Genomic DNA, 16,922 nt, shown 5'->3' with positions numbered 1-16,922 from the left:
ACATCCATCATCCATGTTGGCTGACCCGACGCTTTCGCGAGCAGGCTCGCTCCCACAGTGGGTCTATTGGTGACTCGGAAATCTGGCTACACACCCGATTCCTGTGGGAGCGAGCTTGCTCGCGATGGCGTCGGTACATCCAGCATCCATGATGGCTGACCCGACGCTTTCGCGGGCAAGCCACGCTCCCACAGTGGTTACTTGGCGACCCGTAGATCCAGGCACACCGCCAATCCCCTGTGGGAGCGGGCTTGCTCGCGAAGGCGTCGGCACATCCAGCATTGATGTTGACTGACACGACGCCTTCGCGAGCAGGCTCGCTCCCACACGGGGCCTCTGGTGAACCGGAAATCCGGTAGATACCCCAACCCCTGTGGGAGCGAGCTTGCTCGCGATGGCGTAGGTACATTCAGCATCCATGTTGGCTGACCCGACGCCATCGCGGGCAAGCCGCGCTCCCGCAGTGGTTACTGGGCGACCCGTAGATCCAGGCACACCGCCAATCCCCTGTGGGAGCGAGCTTGCTCGCGATGGTGTCGGCACATCCAGCATTGATGTTGGCTGACCTGACGCTTTCGCGAGCAGGCTCGCTCCCACAAGGGGCTTTTGGTGAACCGGAGGTCCGGGCAACCGCCCAACTCCCGAATCACAGCCACAAAAAAGGGGACTTGCGTCCCCTTGCGGTATTGCCTTGTGCAGCCCTAGACCATCAGTAGATGTCTTTCGACAACAAGGTGAACGGCGTCTTCACCAGAATCTTCAGGTCCAGCCACAACGACCAGTTGTTGATGTACTTGAGGTCGATCTCGACACGCTTCTGCATCTTGTCGATGGTATCCGTCTCGCCACGGCAACCATTGATTTGCGCCAGGCCGGTAATGCCCGGTTTGATTCGATGGCGCGCCATGTAGGCGAGAATTTTCCCGGAGTAATAGTTGTTGTGCGCGATGGCGTGAGGGCGCGGGCCGACCAGGGCCATGTGTCCTTGCAGCACGTTGAACAGTTGCGGCAACTCGTCCAGCGACGTGCGACGGATGAAGCGTCCGACGGCGGTGATGCGCGAGTCGTTACGGCTGGCCTGCTTGACCTCGTGATCGTCGTGCACCCGCATGGAGCGGAACTTCCACACCTGAATCACCTTGCCGTTCCAGCCATGACGGTCCTGCTTGAAGAACACCGGGCCGGGCGAATTGAGCTTTACGGCCAGTGCAATGAACAGCAACACCGGGCTCAGCAGGATAATGGCCAGCAGGGCCACGCTTTTTTCCGCCAGGCTTTTACTCAGCGCGGCAGTGGGCCGGCTGGTCAGCGGGCTTTCGTTCAGGTAGATCGCCGGCAAGCCGTCCACGACTTTCACCGAGTGATTGAGCAGCGTCAGGCTGTTCAAGTCCGGCACCCAGACCACGTCAACGTTGGCATCCAGCAAATCGACGTACATGGCTTCGATTTGTGCCGCTTCCGACAGGGGCAGCGTGATGTACAAACGACGGATGTCATGGGTCTTGATCAGGTCCAGCAGATCTTCCTGGGCGCCGACGATGCGGGGTGCGCCGGGTTCCAGGGAGGGAAGGGGGCCGTTGCTGACCAGGCCCACCAATGGCAGGTTCTCGAGGTCACTCAGCTTGTTCGCCAATCCCAGTGCCAGTTCGCCGGTGCCGACGATCAGGGTTTTATGCTCGCTTTTACGTGACCGCTGGTAGAACTTCGAAAACGCATGCAGCGGCGCATACAGCAACGCCTGTCCGAGGAAACCGTACACCGCCCAACCCAGGATGACTTGTCGGGAAAACAACTCATCGGCCTTGCAGATAAACGCGATGCAGGCCAGCGCCGCCATGGTCATGGACCAGCCCATGAACAGGCGTCCCAGCCCTGACAGATAGTTGTCTCTTTTGCGGTACACACCGCTGAACGTATAAGCCGGAACCGATGCCAGGACGGCGAGCGTTGCGCACATCCGGTAATAGAACTCGACCGATCCGGTGTGTCGTTCAGCAAGTATGAACAACAGCGAAACTACAAAGGCCTGTGCCAGCGCCCATTGTCCCCAAAAGGTAAGTCCCTTGAGGCCAGTGTTTCGATTGATACCAAGAGTAAGATCCATACAATATCCCCAAAAGACGTCCATTCAGGTTTCGACAGTTGAAATCCGAGTTGTTAAGCAGACTTGTTATTGTTGTTAGAGCGAGTGTCCTGAGGTAACAACGTCGATATGCCGAACTGTCGTCAGTCAATAGACTAAGTTATTGGCGAAGATACTGTCTGACGAGTTCTAACAAGATGGCCAAGTGCCAACTTCGAGGGTTTTAGAAAAGATCGAGCGTTAGAAAAGGTCGAATGGAAGAGGGTGAATAATGAGAGTGGTCTTTGGTATTGTAGGAGGGGTGGGGATAAGAGGATTGCCAGCGCGGAGGTTGAAACCAAACAGAGTGCTTTTTTTATTGTTGTAGTCGCACTGTTTCTGTTTGTTTTAATTGCTAAAGGTTGAGGTGTTTACGCCACGACTTCCTGGATCAGGCAATAGCCACGATTTCTGACTGCGCGAAACAGTCGTTCACCGTTACTGGCCAATTTGAATTTGTCTTGCAATCGGCTCAGGCACATTTCCAGGCCGCGATACTGCTCCGGCTCCCTACCGATGCTGAGGATCAATTCGTCGCGACTGACGACGCGCTCTTCATGGTGCAGCATCTTCTTTACCAGCGCGGCTTCCAATCCGGTCAGGCTGATCTCGACGCCCTCTTTTGCCAATACGCTTTGATCCTTGTCGAGTTGCCAGGCTTCGCTGTAAGGAGTGTCGCTCTCGATTGTTCGCGAGATATCGTTGGCTGCCCCGGCAGTTGCCGGCATGCTGTGGAATGGATTCGTCGATTGCGCTGCCAGCCATTCGGATTCCAGAGTGGCCAATAGTCGCTGTGTATCGTGTTCGATACTGCGCGCAACGTTTTTCCTTGAAACGTTGGGGTAGCTGAACTCCATCAGCACGGGAGCGGAAGAGGGCGAAGCAACACCTTCAACAAACATTTGTGCCTGGGAGGTGCCAAACGAGTTGAAACGCTCACTGGACAGGATGGTCTCAAGTTCACGCTGCGACGTAGTGCTGTGGGTCACGACGACAAAGTATTTCCTTGGGAGGGTTGTACTAGTTTCCATGTCTCTCTCCTGAAGTACACACCAAATTTGGCGAAAAAAGATGATCGGCAGGGGAGTAAAGACTCCCTTGGAAGTAATCGAAAGGCAGGGTCTGGGCCCAAAATTGGCCCTCGATAGGTTCCACTCGATCTACAGCTGCAGAATAAACTCTTATTGTTATGGTCCGATGTTGCCTCGGTGATTGAATCGATAAGTGCCGTCAGTATGAAATACAAAAAAAACGATGAAGTCGAGACCTTTGTATCCTTGAGGAGAATCGCCTGTTGAATTGATATTAAAGCGCCATCCCTGCTGTTCGTCAGGGGGTCGAGATCAGCCCCCTCATCAACCGGTACCCATGCCCCCGGATGCTCTGGATGGCGTTTGTGCCGTACATGTCCTTGATTTTTCCACGAAGGCGACTGATCGATTTTTCCAGCGCCCTTGGGTCATAAAAGTTGGTGTTGAGCCCCATGATGTTGGCGATTTGATCGTGGCTTAGTATGTGATTACTGGTTTGCGCAAAAGCTTCCAGGATCTTCATTTCTGCAAAGGAAATGTCCAGCTTCTTGCTGGTGCCCAGTAGACAAATACGGGTGGGGTCCAATATCAAATTGATATCTCTTTGCCATTCTTCACTGTTGAAGAACTCGCCGAGCAACTCAGAGCTTTCATCGGAAAGGGTATTGAACTTGATACAGTAGTCGGCCCCCGCAAGATAGTACTTGATCTTGTTGTAGCTGCCTCGACCCGTGATGACTGCGCAAATGATGGGTTTCAAGTTGCCGGTGCGCAGGTTTTCCACTAGCGCGAGGCTTTCCTCGAGGGCCTGGGGGCTGTCGATGATGATGAAGATGGCGCGGTACGAACCAGAGCGTTCATTGTTCTTGAATGAACTAGTGTAGGCGTTGGCCTCTAGTGCCATATCGGTCCGCACATGCCTTGCGACTAGCGCTCTAAAATGTTCAGCCACGCCACGGGTACGACCCAGAGTGAGAACTCCGGGTTCATCGTTAGTCTGGCGCGGGCTTCTAGTCGCTAAGTTCCCTGTAAGCATCATGCATTGACTCGAATAGGTGCTGACATCGGGATGTTAAAGCACCGGTTCTCATCTGTGACTGACAATTGGTAACATTTACGCCAATTTTAGACGTGGCTCCCGAGTTTTCTAACAATAGTTAAGCTTTTCAAGCTTTTAGTTGATTTTCTCGGCGAGCTGAACTAGTGAGATAGCGTCCTTAGATGGTGGCAATATGGAATTGTGCCACTATTTTGAAACGATGGCGATTTGTTTTTATGTCCTTTTGCCACTGTTTGGCCCACTACGTGCCATCATTCAGGCCAAGGTGCTCAATCCAGTAAGAACACCAATACTGTGAGAGCGATCACACTTTATTGAGTGGCGAGACTTTTTTCTACTAATTGCCTAAATATTTTCCGCGCTGTTCGTACCCGGACGATTATTAACATGGCTTGAGTGTGTCTTTTGATAAGACATATTCTCCCTCGCTACATCAGGTAATGGGTGTGGATGTCTCGATTGTTTTGCTTGAGCTACTCAATATCTGAGTGCAGTTGACGGATCGTTCACAAAGAACGGTCTGACGGAGGATTGATGGATTTCTGGACCCTTTTCAAAGTGTTGGTACTGGGCGCGGTAGAGGGCCTGACTGAGTTCTTGCCCATCTCCAGTACGGGCCACCAGATCATTGTTGCGGACTTGCTGGAGTTTGGCGGTGAACGCGCCATGGCGTTCAATATCATAATTCAGCTGGGCGCCATTCTTGCCGTAGTCTGGGAGTTTCGCCGCAAGATTACAGAGATCGTCAAAGGACTGCCGACCCAACGCAATGCACAGCGCTTCACGCTGAACTTGCTGATCGGCTTTCTTCCAGCCGTCGTTCTGGGAGTCTTGTTCGCCGACCAGATTCATCACTACCTGTTCAACCCGATCACCGTGGCAGTCGCATTGGTCGTGGGCGGCATTGTCATGCTGTGGGCGGAGCAGAGGGACCACGTGGTGCACATCGAGCATGTCGACGACATGCGCTGGCCGGATGCGCTGAAGGTAGGCTTCGCGCAGTGCCTGGCGATGATACCGGGCACTTCCCGCTCCGGATCGACCATTATCGGCGGGTTGCTGTTTGGCCTGTCGCGCAAGGCCGCCACCGAGTACTCGTTCTTCCTGGCGATGCCCACCATGGTCGGTGCGGCGGTGTATTCAGGCTACAAGTACCGGGAGCTGTTCCAGGCCGGCGACCTGGCGGTTTTCGCCCTGGGCTTCGTCACAGCGTTCTTTTTCGCCATGATCGCTGTGCGCGGCCTGCTCAAGTTCATAGCGAACCACAGCTATGCCGCCTTCGCCTGGTACCGGATTGTGTTCGGACTGTTGATCCTGGCGACCTGGGCATTCGGATGGGTGAACTGGACGGCGGCGGCCGCCAGCTGACCGGCGAGCCAGGCGGATCGAACCGCCTGGCTTAATGGCGAGAACAACCGGGCATCAACGCCCTTCAAGCAACCCGGCCGCTTGATCCAGCAAGGCCAGGGGCTCCTTGGCCTTGTGGATATCCACCGACAGCAACTGCCGAAACTTGCGCGCCCCCGGGAACCCGGTGCCCAGCCCCAACACATGCCGCGTGATGTGGTGCATCGAACCGCCGGCATCGATGTGTGCCGCGATATAGGGCCGCAACTGCGCCAGCGCTTCGGCACGGGTGATCACCGGCGCCGTACTGCCGAACAGCTGCTGGTCCACCTCGGCCATCACATAAGGGTTGTGATACGCCTCGCGGCCCAGCATCACGCCGTCGAACGTCTGCAAATGCTCGTGGCAGGCCTCCAGCGACTTGATGCCGCCGTTGAGAATGATCTCCAGCTCCGGAAAATCCGCCTTCAACCGCGCCGCCACGTCATAACGCAGGGGCGGAATGTCACGATTCTCCTTCGGCGACAACCCCTCCAGAATCGCAATCCGCGCGTGCACGGTAAAACTGGTGCACCCGGCATCCCGGACCGTGCCGACGAAATCACACAACTCCTCGTAACTGTCCCGGCCATTGATCCCGATACGGTGCTTGACCGTCACCGGAATCGACACCGCATCCCGCATCGCCTTCACACAATCGGCCACCAACTGCGGATGCCCCATCAGGCACGCGCCGATCATATTGTTCTGCACCCGATCGCTCGGGCAGCCGACATTCAGGTTCACCTCGTCGTAACCATGCTCCTGCGCCATGCGCGCACACGCCGCCAGGTCCAGCGGCACACTGCCGCCAAGCTGCAACGCCAGCGGATGCTCGGCCTCGTTGTGGCGCAGGAAACGCTCGTGATCGCCGTTGAGCAGGGCACCGGTGGTGACCATTTCGGTGTAGAGCAGGGCGTTTTTCGACAGCAGGCGCAGGAAGAAGCGGCAGTGGCGGTCGGTCCAGTCCATCATGGGCGCAACGGAAAACCGTCTAGACACTGTAGAGCCTACGTTTACTGGGTATGTAGCTGATTTCTGTACCATTTTACTCTACGGGTTTTGAGCTGGTTTTCAGGGGTAAATGGGCGTTTTTTGAAGGTCGTTGGTACAATGTACCAACCCCTTCAGCAAATGTACCAGTTGACTATGGCCACGATCAGAGCACGGAAACGCACGGACGGCAGCATCAGTTACACGGCACAGATACGCCTGTTTCGCGATGGTGCGCAAGTTTACCAAGAGAGCCAGACCTTCGCCCGAAAACAGGCCGCCCAAGCGTGGGTACGCAAGCGCGAGACAGAGCTGGATCAACCCGGTGCTATCGAAAGGGCTCACCGCAAAGGCGCCACGATCAAGGAAATGATCGATCGCTACCTGGTCGAAATGGAAAAAGTGCGCCCATTGGGTAAAACCAAACTTGCCACGCTCAAGGCAATCAGTGAATCGTACCTGGGCAAGCTCAACGACCAGGACATCAATAGTCAGCAACTAGTGGAGTATGCGTTATGGCGGATGGGTAAAGAGGGCGGAAGCGTCCAGCCCCAGACGGCCGGTAACGATCTTGCCCACCTTGGTGCGGTGCTTTCCATTGCTCGGCCTGCTTGGGGATACGAGGTTGACGCGCACGCGATGGCCGACGCCCGAAAGGTGCTGAAAAAGCTTGGCTACAACATGAAAAGCCGCGAGCGCGACCGGCGTCCTACCTTGGATGAGTTAGACAAGCTGCTGACACACTTCCGCGGCATTCAATCCCGCCGGCCAACCTCGATCAATATGCTAAAGATGACGGGATTTGCGTTGTTCTCGACGCGGCGACAGGAGGAAATTACGCGAATTTTATGGGCTGATCTGGATGAGGCAGGTCATCGAGTGCTGGTCCGGGATATGAAAAACCCTGGTCAGAAAATCGGTAACGACGTGTGGTGCAATCTGCCTCCAGAAGCCTGGGACATTATCCAGACCATGCCAAAGACATTACCCGAGATTTTTCCGTACAGCGCCGAATCTGTTTCCACATCTTGGACCAGGGCCTGCAAGATCCTAGGGATTGAAGATTTGCACTTTCACGACCTGCGTCATGAAGGGGTCAGTCGACTTTTTGAAATGGACTGGGACATCCCACGGGTGGCGAGCGTTTCGGGGCATCGAGATTGGAACTCGATGCGCCGTTACACGCATTTGCGTGGGCGGGGGGATGCCTACGCTAAATGGAAGTGGTTCGACAAAATCCTGAAAGCGCCCGTGAAACTGGGCGCTAGAACCTTGAAGTGATCAGCTACTGCGGGGCGGGCTGTGTAGTTGGTTGCACTCCTTAACCGCAGCAGCGCGCTGAAGGTCAAGGTATTCAGAAAGGTCTGTGATGTGAATCCCCTTTGCACTCTTTTGGCTCTGCTCTATACGTGTGATGGGAATCTTTATTTGGCCAGCACCGACTTTGCGTTGGAACATATCCGTAGTCAGGTGGGTGAAATAGTCCTCACAGACGCGCTCCAGTGGTATGACTACCTGGCCGTTGTACTGGGCCATAAGGACGAATAGGGTTTTCATATTGTTGTTCCAGTAATGCCCGGGTTAGAGATCATGATTAATCCTTTCATCAAACCGAGATGGGAGAAGTAGTTAGTGGCTCTGACGGCGACCTAGCCAGCAATTGAGCAACCACAGCTGCATCATTTGCACTCAGCTCGCCAAGGTCATGCGCCATAGCAGTTAGGTTTTCAAGCCGTATGCGGGCGTCAGGTGTCTTGTGTACTAGGTAGCCAATCATCGCGGCTCCAATGACGGCGGTAGCCACCTGGTGACGCGCCGGTGTGGTAGCCTTCCCGCCGCTACTACTTTGGTTCAGTGCTTGCATGGTGTTGTTCCTCAGTCGTGGTTGATGTCGGGGAGGGCCAACTCCTCGGCATCGCTTCTTTTTCCAGTCAATCCTGGCGCGCCAGGTGAATGACCAGGTCATCGAAACGCTGGTCATCCTCAGTGCATGACCGCCATTCCAAAACCTTCAAAATCTGCAAATGAGTGCAATCAGCCACCAGAATCTCGCGCTGACCGCCAGCAGCTTGAACTTCCAAAATCTGTAACAGACCCTCTTCGGCATATGCGGCAGCTTGAATGATCGGTGCGATTTGTCCTACTGCGCGCAATTGGTCCTGGATCTCTTGCAGTTTGCTGGTCGTGCCGTCGCCGGCGTTGCCCATGAACACTTGAACTTGCATCTGTGCTTTCTCCATTGGTGGACTCAGGCAGCCTGGAAAATCCAGCACCGCACGGTTTTCGGCTTATCAGCGGCATCGGTATCCCATGCCGAGCAGACGTTTCTGTTGGTCTCAACAAACTTGGGGCACTTGCTTGTTTTCAGGTGCCGCTTGAGCTCGGTTAGGTCCGGAACTTTCTGGCGCTTCTCTGCAGCTTCTTTGGCGAAGTCGTTGAGGTTCACCGCGATCAGGCCGTCATTGCGAGAGTGGTTGAGCCCACCGGCAGCGCTGTTCAGGTACTCGTACAGCTCCCAAAACTCGACGACGATCGGGTGATCAGCATTGATTGCTAGCTGGCGATCCTTGGCCATGCTTTGAATCTCGGTGTGAGCCGCTTCCACCTGGTGTTTTTTCAGCGGGACAACGTGCACCAGGGCGTCAACTAGGGCGTGCAATTGGGCGTGATTTTTTGCGATCCGGACAGTGCGGATCTCGGGCAGGGCCAGCAGCTGCTGTTCATACTTGGGGCCCTTTTCGCGGACGGTCTCCATCACCTGGTTTTCCATCATGGTGGACTTGACCAAGAACCCGCTGACGCGGTCGACCGGCATGCGCTCGAGTTTCTCCACCAGCAATTTGGTTGCCGGCGTCTGCCCGTCCTTCGTCATGGCGATATGCACCAGGCGTTGCAGAATGGGTTCGGATGCGTTCACCGCGTGGTTCTGGCCGATGACCACTGCGCCACGAAAAGGAGGTTCGCGGGTATCGTTGCCGTTGTTTTTCACACCGGTGGAGCGGACGCTGCGGCCGTTGTAGGCGGTTTTCAGTTCGTCCCAGTCGTACTGTTTGGTTTGGCTGCCATCGGTCTTTTCCCGCTCCGATTCGATCAGCACCACCGGCAGATTGCCGACTTGGGCAAAGTTACGTGCTCGAGCAACTGGGGTGCCCTTGGTTGGGTCGAAACCCTCGTAATCGATACGCCCGCAGAGCTTCCATAGGAACTCGATCAGCGTGGACTTACCGGCGCCCGGCTCACCGATGATTTCCATGAAGGGGTAGCTTTTCTGGTGCTGTCGGATCTGCTCGGCGAACAGCGAACCGAACCAGAAGGCGAGCGCGACCAGGCCTTTGGCACCGAAGCATTCCCAGATGATGTCCAGCCATTCGGTGTCGAACTTCTCCAGGTCCGTGTTCAGGTTGAGAAGTACCGACTGGCTGAGGGTTTTGATGCTCAGCCGGTCCATGTCGAAGAAGTCCTCTTCGTTCAGCTTGAACACTTTCCCATCGCGTACAGCCACGTCGCCGTAGACGTATGCACTGTGCTCACGGGTGTAGCCGGTGAAGTCAATTGTTTGCACGGTTTTGAGGGCGTCGGTTTGCTCTTCAATGAAGGCGTCCAGCTGCTGGGTGGTGCCAGTGAACATCCCACCCGGGGCAATGCCCAGCAGGCGCTTCTTGAACTCTGCGGAGGAGGCGATCTGTGAGCTGGTGAAGGTGTTCTTGATCGGCGCAGCATCGTGGGCGAACGTGATCCGGAAGTAGTACCAGGACTCGTCGGTAAGTTTGTTTTCTTGGTAATACAGGGCCTTCGGGTTACAGGTGGCAATGCGCTGCAGCGCGCCGCACTGCTGCATGGCCTTAGCCCGCATTTGTTTGTTGTTCAGCTGCTGGTCGTCGTGGTGCTCGCTGTCCTCGAGTTCTTGAATCGCCTTGTTGTACTTCTCCAGATCGAGCTTGAACCAGTACAGGCGATTGCCGAACTCCAAATGAAATTCGCTACGGCGCTTCCAGTCGAACATCACCAGGGCCTTCTCGGTGGCGTTCTCAGCGATCAGCAGGGCGCCATTGTGCCGCGCAGTAGTGATGTCTTTGTCGACCTGAGCATCACGCTTCTCGCCTTCGTCCAGAAACTGCCAACGCTGGTGCAGATCGTTCCAGTCGACCTTCTTGTTATCCCGTTGTGGGATTTGGGCCGCTTCGCAGGTGAAGCCTAGCTCGCGGGCCATACGGACCCAACGCTTGGTGTAAGCGTGTGCACCAGGTTCGTTATCAAGCGCCCAAACCAGCTTTGGCAAATTACCTGGGCGAGCCGCTACAAGTGCTTGCAACGAATCCGCTGGAAAAGCGTTTGAGGACATCGCCGATACGGCGGCAATGTGGTGGTGCACAAGGGCGAGCGCGTCGAAGATGCCTTCAACAATCCAGATTTCTTTCGCCTCGAGCACGTCCACGCACGGTGGGCACCACCACACCCCTTTGTAGGATTCACCCGGCTTGAAGCGGGCCTTCATCTTGCCGAAGCGCGAGGGCTTATCGATCAGGCGCTCCCAATAGCCACCTTTCTCTAGGGCGAATCGTACCGTCGCGGTTCCCGCCTCATGTTGGGACGAGTAGTACGTATCCTGTGTGAACCAACCTCCGATTAGTGAAATATTGAAACCGCGGGCGAACTCAAGGTATGCGCGCGCAGTCGCTGTTGGGGCGTTCTCAGTAGCGGGAGCGCGCTTGCTCCAGTCTTCAAATAGGTCGTCATAGATCTCTTTTACATGCAATGTGTGGCCACATTTCTCCTGGCGACCACAGATGAGCTGCCACGGGCTGTCAAAGCGGGTGTACAGCTCTTTCTTGTTGCACTTCGGGCAAGTCCCACCACGCATGTAATTGGTGGAGGGGCGGTGTTTGAGACCGAATTCGGACTCGATGCGCTGTAGAACGTCGTGACGCAGGTCGTCTCTCATGGTTATTTCGCTGCTTTCAGGCTAAGGCCGAGGCTATGAGTGAGGGCGCCAATCAGATGTTTCTGAGCAGCCATCACGGGGCTGTTGGCAAGGATCGATCCGTGACGTAGGCCATCGGGAATCAGGCGGTACTGGTCTGCGTACCAAAGTTCATTGAGGCTGAGACGGTATTGCTCGCGCAGGTTGGCCAAGAGCGCTTGAGCCTGGTCGGGCGTCAGTTTTGCGTTGATGTTCATGGCGTTTTCCATCGTCAAACCTCAATTTCAGGCGCAGCTCACCCAAACCCAATACAGTGGGACTGGCGATTTATTGGGTGGGTATTACGAAGCTGTGACGCGGAAACGCCCGTTATCAGGGGCGATAAGAATGCGTTCGTAGATCAGGCTGACCGGGATTGCCCAGGCTTTGCCGGTGGCAGTGTCGATGATGACGGTGTGCGTGGAAGTGCTGCTGGCAATATCCATTCGTTGTCGATTGCTTACAGCCAACATTTCGCTGCTGGCCAGGTGCACCAGCTTTTCGGCGGTCTGAGTCAGGACGTCGTAATCCGCAACCAAGTGCTGAACGGTACGGTCAAACAGTTGCTGACCGTCGCCGAGGTGTTCGCACCGGTGCCGCTCTAGGAATATGAGCGCTGCGGCTTTAAGGGTGTCCTGATATTCCTGTACTGCGGGCAGATTGTTCATTGGCCTTTCCCCGGTTTTGCCCGATACAAGTCGATGGCTGCGAGTACTTCGGCGTGTCGTGCGGCCATGTGTAGATTGTGAGCATTGAGGATAATTTCGGCCTCTCCCGCATTGATCGAACCGTCCTCCAATGCCTGGGCAATTGCTAGGTCAACGCTACCGCGCTTGGCTGAAACCTGAACGGATCGGGCATACAGCTCAACGTTATCCAGCGTTTCAGGATTGGCGACCGGTACAAACAGCCCGCCGTACATTTGCGCAATGTAGTTCGGCAAATGAGAGGTGCCGTGCTCCTGTTCCAGCATGTAAACCTGAGCATCGCTGAGCGAACTGCAGCCCGCGCTTTCATAGGCGTGGTTGTCAAATTTTTTGACGTTCATTCCCAAGCGTGCTGCCGCGCCTTCGCGTCCATCAGGGTAGCTGCGAATGATCTGGCGCATAGCTTCCTTGCGTGTCTTTAGAATGGGGCTTTTCATCTTCTACTTTTCCCTGTGGAACAGTGCCGTTACTGTGGGATTACGCCGACTTTTATACCGAGTAATACGGCGGCGCGATGTGCCTCCCCACGGCGACAAAGGCTCTGTCCACTCAGCACCGCGTATACGGTACTGGGGTTCAGGTCGTGTAGTGCTGCAAAATTCTTTGCGCTCTGACCGCGCTGCTCTAAGGCTTCACGCGCTTGTTGTCGAGCTTGCTCGGTGATACTTCTGTTGGGCATAGTGCAGATCCGTGCAATTTCATGTGGTGTGAGATGCACAATGATGCACTTAGATGCATTTGTAAATATCAGAGATGAAAAATTTTGCACCTTTCCGAAGAAATCGGCTCTCGACTCCAGGAAGAGCGGAAGCGCTGCGCTTTGACGCAGAACGAGATTGCAGAAGCTCTGGGGATTGCCAAGCGAACCCAAGCTAACTACGAAGCCGGAACAAGCGATGCGACAGCGTCTTACCTAAGCAAAGTCGCGAGCCAGTTCGGCTTTGACGTTCCCTACATTCTCAATGGCTTGCGCACGACTTTGGCCGAACAGGCTTTGAATGAAGTGGAGGATTGCCTTGTAAAGCAGTTCAGAAGTATCACGCCATTCGATCAGGAAGCGATACGTCGTTTCCTGCAAGTCATGGCCGACGATGCCGCGAGGAGATCGAATTAATTTGTAACAAAGCCCACATGAGATTCATGGTCTTTCCATTTTAATGCCGTTTAGCGCCCCGATATCGTCGATTCAATAATGCACTTTACGGAGTAGTTAGCATGTTGGATCGCACAGTTGGCGACGTTGGGGTGGTTGAAATATCTGATATTGAATGGCATCCATTGACGAAAACTGAACGTCGTCTGATCTGTTTCCATCGACAGTTGACCGAAGAGGAGCAGTGCCAACTATATCGATTAGCGGAGCTACTTTTTCAGTCTAGAGAGTCCACATAAATCTTGATCGAGCCTTCAAAAAATTAGAAGTCATTGGATATAACAAGTCGCCGGCTCCGTAGGGACGGGGGCTTGTATGTTACGTAATGGCAGGCGACCCAAGTCTCTCAAACAATTCTCGTTGTTCTGCCCGGGGCATATTGCGCAGGTGGTCGAGCAGCAGACGATCAACCACCTGCGCTGATGGATTGAGGGTATGGCAAAACGTGAGGTTGGCCACCCAAGTGTGACCACAACTGACAGACAGGCACTGGCAATAGAGCCTGGCAAACTCTAGCGACAATTCTTCACGCGAAGCGATCCGACCTTTTTCGCCACATTCCTTACAGTAAATCCGCATAGCCCCACCCACCGTATTCACAGGAGGCTATTTTGCCACACAACATCTGGTAGTTGTGTGGCTCTTCAGATACTAATTGTGGTGGCGTCAGGTGGCAGGCACGGAGTCCGCCCAAGCAATATGACGGTCAGCCCTCAAACATTCATTAACCTGGAGGAATAGCTGGCAAATTGGTCGAATCTCGTTGTTGGTGTAGATCTTGTCGATCTTTTCGATATCCCCAAACCCACCTGCGTTCTCCGGTATCACGCCAGCTAGGGCAGGGTGCATTCGCCAGGCGGCAATTACGTCGTTACGCGTGATGTTCTTGATCCGCTCGAACTCGTCTTTGGTGGCTACATCCCCAATCGGAATAATTTGAATGGCTTTTTCCGCACCGCCGGGGATATTCACAAACATCGAGCGAAAGTTACCCACACCTTTGGCGCTTTGAATCTGGCTCTTTAAATTCGCCTCGTCCTCTTCGGACAAGTCAGGGTCATTCGTATAAAAGATAAATCCAGCATGCGCACCGTTGTTGTAATAGCGGCGGCGAAACAAAGTAGCCGATTCGTTCAAGAGCAACGCGTGCATGCCGCCCAGGTAATCGGGCACCCCATAAATATTCTGCTCCACGTCGTAATCCATGACGTGTTCCACTTCCTCCTCTTCAAAGTGCAACTCCTTGCTATTGGGCAGCAGCATCATGAATCCGCCCCCGACTTTGCGCCGCATGTTGATCGCCGGTAAGTGCTGTAACTCAATCACCTGGCCGATGACGTTGCGGATGCGCAGGAAAAACGCATCGCCAAACACCATGAAATCCAACCCTGCGCGCCCCATGGTCTGCCGGCTACACCCAGCCGAGGGGATGAAGTCACGCAGCAGCATGTTGCGTTTGAAGCGTGGAATCGTGCCGTGGTGGGCATTGGCCCGTAGCAGCTTGGCCAACCCGGTGCGCGACACCGGCGGCACGTACACCCGCCCGTCGCTGGTCGAGAACACGCCCAGGTATTCGCCGACGTTGCTGGTCAGCACCGACTCTGGCGCGCCGAAGCTGAACGCCTGCACTTTGTGAGGCTGGGGATTGGGCTGAGCGAGTTCTTGCATGGCTGCCTTCTAGGGTTGACCAGCGGCTGCGCCGCTTTTTGTTGATGTTGAGGGGTTCGTTGGCCAGTGCGTGCATCACCGCCCAGGCGATGTCGGCGTGCCCGGTGGCGTCGGTGCGTGAGGCGCTGTAGGTGATCTGGCCGCTTGTGGTCGCGCCGCGTTTGATCGTCAGGAAGGCCGAGGCGATGTCGTTCCAGTCGGCGTCCCATTCGATCCGCCGCCCTTGAATGGTGTCCTGGGCTTTGAGGACCAGAGTGTTTTTGGTTTCCAGGCTGTAATGAATCGGCGTCACCCGTGGGAAGAAATCGCGCACCAGGTCGAACACGCCGTAGCCCACACCGGTGATGTCGATGCCGATGTGCTGGACGTTGAAACGCTCGGTGATCTTCTTGACCTGCGATGCCTGGTAGGTGAAGGAGTGCCCGCGCCAGGAGTACTTCTCCAGAATCCGGAACTTGCCGCCTTGCTCCAGCGGCGGCGCGACCACCACACAGGTGGCGTCGTCGCGGGTGCGGCTGGGGTCGTAGCCCACCCATACCGGGCTGTTGGCAAATGGTCGTAGCGCTTTCGGGGCCGCGTCGTAATCGGTCCACAACTGGCGATCCGAATAACAGCGCTCCAGATCCGCCAGGGCAAAGGCGCTCTGTGTACTGTCGATAAATTTGCATAGGTAGAGCTGATCGAACTGGTCGTCGGAGTTTTCCAGTTGCAGCTGTTCCAAGTCGAACAGATCGCAGCCGCCGGCAATGGCATCGTGAATGGTGATGATCTTGCGCCACTGTCCATCCGGACACAGCGCGCCCTGGCGTAACTCGGCTTCGCTGGGGAAGGGCAGACTGGCCTTCTTGTGTTTGCCGCGTTTGAAGGCGTCACCGGTCCAGAACGGATACGCCTGATGGCTGACTGCGCTGGGGGTAGAGAAATAGGTTTTACGCCACTTCTTGTGGGTGGCCATGGCCCCCGACAGGGTGTTGAGTTTGTCGAAATCGCGAATCCAGAAGTACTCGTCGACGTAGACGTGGCCATGGTGCCCTTGTGCGGTGCTGCTGTTGGTGCTTAGGAACCGCAGCTCGGCACCGTTGCTGAGGATGATCGGGTTACCGGTCAGCTCCAGGCCAAACCACTCGCGGGCAAACTTGATGATGTAGTTGCGGAAAATCTCGGACTGGGCACGGCTGGCGGACAGGAACATCTGGTTGTCACCGGTCAGCACCGCATCCATAAACGCTTCGCCGGCAAAGTAGTAGGTCAGGCCGGTCTGGCGAGCCTTCAGCACGTTGCGGATGCGCCGCGTCAGCGGGTTTTGCTTTGCCTCGAACAACTCTTTTTGATAGCCGAACAGCTTGCTGGTGAACTTGTCGAGAAAGTCCACCTCGGTCAGGTGGCTGATGTCGTTCTTTGGCGCTTTGGGTTTCTTCTTCCCAGGGCCGTCAGCGTCGCGACGGCTGGACTTATCCCCAGGCGCTCGCCGCTCACCATCGGCACCGGCGGGCAGATCCGCAGCAGTGCCGGAGGGCGGTTTGACCGCCTGCTTTTGCAAGCGCTCGCGCACGCTGAGCAGCCGGTCGAGCTCGTCCAGTTCCTTTTTTTCCAGCGTCTCGACCTTCTCCAGAATCAAGGTGATGCGCCGACTGACTGCCGTCAGTGGTTCCTCGTCCGTCAGCAGTTCATCCCAACTGCCCTTGGCAATCCAGTAGTACACAATCCGGATGTTAGGCAGCTTGAGTTGCGCCTGTATCTCGCGGGGTTTGTAGCGGCGCAAATAGAGCTTTCTGGCCGCGTCTTTGACTTCAGGTAAGTAGGGCATGAGCCGCAGTTTATGCAGCTCCCACCCTACAAACC

17 protein-coding genes are annotated in these 16,922 nt (G+C 55.4%); 3 read left to right on the top strand and 14 right to left on the bottom strand.

The window, feature by feature from the left end; genetic code table 11:
- Window positions 1-709: 709 nt before the first annotated feature.
- From AC07YV_RS05400 to AC07YV_RS05390, 3 genes are all read right to left on the bottom strand, one after another.
- The gene (locus AC07YV_RS05400; RefSeq protein ID WP_102698703.1) at window positions 710-2,104 is read right to left on the bottom strand and encodes an undecaprenyl-phosphate glucose phosphotransferase; all 1,395 of its coding nucleotides are present in this window, start codon (window positions 2,102-2,104) and stop codon (window positions 710-712) included.
- A 389-nt stretch (window positions 2,105-2,493) separates the two neighbouring features.
- Window positions 2,494-3,153, bottom strand: coding sequence for a winged helix-turn-helix domain-containing protein (locus AC07YV_RS05395; RefSeq protein ID WP_102698702.1), 660 nt, complete (start codon window positions 3,151-3,153; stop codon window positions 2,494-2,496).
- A gap of 298 nt (window positions 3,154-3,451) precedes the next feature.
- Complete coding sequence (locus tag AC07YV_RS05390) at window positions 3,452-4,192, bottom strand: winged helix-turn-helix domain-containing protein (RefSeq protein ID WP_102698701.1); 741 nt, start codon at window positions 4,190-4,192, stop codon at window positions 3,452-3,454.
- Window positions 4,193-4,747: 555 nt separating this feature from the next.
- On the opposite strand from AC07YV_RS05390, the gene AC07YV_RS05385 reads away from it, so the two are divergent.
- Window positions 4,748-5,581: an undecaprenyl-diphosphate phosphatase gene (locus AC07YV_RS05385; protein ID WP_102698700.1), complete on the top strand. Its 834-nt coding sequence runs from the start codon at window positions 4,748-4,750 to the stop codon at window positions 5,579-5,581.
- A gap of 54 nt (window positions 5,582-5,635) precedes the next feature.
- On the opposite strand, the gene dusA is transcribed toward AC07YV_RS05385, so the two are convergent.
- A complete protein-coding gene (gene dusA / locus AC07YV_RS05380; protein ID WP_102698699.1) occupies window positions 5,636-6,646 on the bottom strand; it encodes a tRNA dihydrouridine(20/20a) synthase DusA in 1,011 nt (336 codons plus the stop codon).
- A 102-nt stretch (window positions 6,647-6,748) separates the two neighbouring features.
- Between dusA and AC07YV_RS05375 the strand changes: the two genes are divergently transcribed.
- Window positions 6,749-7,873 carry a tyrosine-type recombinase/integrase gene (locus AC07YV_RS05375; protein WP_102698819.1) on the top strand — a complete coding sequence of 375 codons (1,125 nt, stop codon included), beginning with the start codon at window positions 6,749-6,751 and terminating at the stop codon, window positions 7,871-7,873.
- On the opposite strand, the gene AC07YV_RS05370 is transcribed toward AC07YV_RS05375, so the two are convergent.
- The 7 genes from AC07YV_RS05370 to AC07YV_RS05340 form a co-directional block, all read right to left on the bottom strand.
- Window positions 7,874-8,149, bottom strand: coding sequence for a pyocin activator PrtN family protein (locus AC07YV_RS05370; protein ID WP_102698698.1), 276 nt, complete (start codon window positions 8,147-8,149; stop codon window positions 7,874-7,876).
- A gap of 374 nt (window positions 8,150-8,523) precedes the next feature.
- Window positions 8,524-8,817 carry a hypothetical protein gene (locus AC07YV_RS05365; RefSeq protein ID WP_102698696.1) on the bottom strand — a complete coding sequence of 98 codons (294 nt, stop codon included), beginning with the start codon at window positions 8,815-8,817 and terminating at the stop codon, window positions 8,524-8,526.
- A 23-nt stretch (window positions 8,818-8,840) separates the two neighbouring features.
- Window positions 8,841-11,534, bottom strand: a complete 2,694-nt coding sequence (locus tag AC07YV_RS05360) for a toprim domain-containing protein (protein WP_102698695.1) — start codon at window positions 11,532-11,534, stop codon at window positions 8,841-8,843.
- A 2-nt stretch (window positions 11,535-11,536) separates the two neighbouring features.
- Window positions 11,537-11,782, bottom strand: a complete 246-nt coding sequence (locus AC07YV_RS05355; RefSeq protein WP_102698694.1) for a hypothetical protein — start codon at window positions 11,780-11,782, stop codon at window positions 11,537-11,539.
- Between the two features lie 72 nt (window positions 11,783-11,854).
- Window positions 11,855-12,220 carry a hypothetical protein gene (locus tag AC07YV_RS05350; protein ID WP_102698693.1) on the bottom strand — a complete coding sequence of 122 codons (366 nt, stop codon included), beginning with the start codon at window positions 12,218-12,220 and terminating at the stop codon, window positions 11,855-11,857.
- A complete protein-coding gene (locus AC07YV_RS05345) occupies window positions 12,217-12,696 on the bottom strand; it encodes a YmfL family putative regulatory protein (RefSeq protein ID WP_102698692.1) in 480 nt (159 codons plus the stop codon). The genes AC07YV_RS05350 and AC07YV_RS05345 overlap by 4 nt, the downstream gene beginning before the upstream one ends.
- A 29-nt stretch (window positions 12,697-12,725) precedes the next feature.
- Entirely contained in the window at window positions 12,726-12,938 is a 213-nt protein-coding gene (locus AC07YV_RS05340) for a helix-turn-helix domain-containing protein (RefSeq protein WP_102698691.1), read from the bottom strand.
- An 84-nt stretch (window positions 12,939-13,022) separates the two neighbouring features.
- On the opposite strand from AC07YV_RS05340, the gene AC07YV_RS05335 reads away from it, so the two are divergent.
- Complete coding sequence (locus tag AC07YV_RS05335) at window positions 13,023-13,373, top strand: helix-turn-helix domain-containing protein (protein ID WP_102698690.1); 351 nt, start codon at window positions 13,023-13,025, stop codon at window positions 13,371-13,373.
- 357 nt (window positions 13,374-13,730) lie between these two features.
- Here AC07YV_RS05335 and AC07YV_RS05330 read toward each other — a convergent pair whose 3' ends face one another.
- The 3 genes from AC07YV_RS05330 to AC07YV_RS05320 all read right to left on the bottom strand — a co-directional run bounded on the left by AC07YV_RS05330 (window position 13,731) and on the right by AC07YV_RS05320 (window position 16,887).
- Window positions 13,731-13,991, bottom strand: coding sequence for an ogr/Delta-like zinc finger family protein (locus AC07YV_RS05330; protein WP_102698689.1), 261 nt, complete (start codon window positions 13,989-13,991; stop codon window positions 13,731-13,733).
- Between the two features lie 87 nt (window positions 13,992-14,078).
- Window positions 14,079-14,951 carry a phage portal protein gene (locus tag AC07YV_RS05325; protein WP_494990266.1) on the bottom strand — a complete coding sequence of 291 codons (873 nt, stop codon included), beginning with the start codon at window positions 14,949-14,951 and terminating at the stop codon, window positions 14,079-14,081.
- A complete protein-coding gene (locus AC07YV_RS05320; RefSeq protein WP_102698688.1) occupies window positions 14,848-16,887 on the bottom strand; it encodes a terminase large subunit domain-containing protein in 2,040 nt (679 codons plus the stop codon). Before AC07YV_RS05320 ends, AC07YV_RS05325 begins: the two co-directional genes overlap by 104 nt.
- Window positions 16,888-16,922 lie beyond the last annotated feature (35 nt).

The organism is Pseudomonas sp. GW456-E7, assembly GCF_059424105.1.
This window is presented reverse-complemented; position numbering and strand designations above follow the sequence as displayed.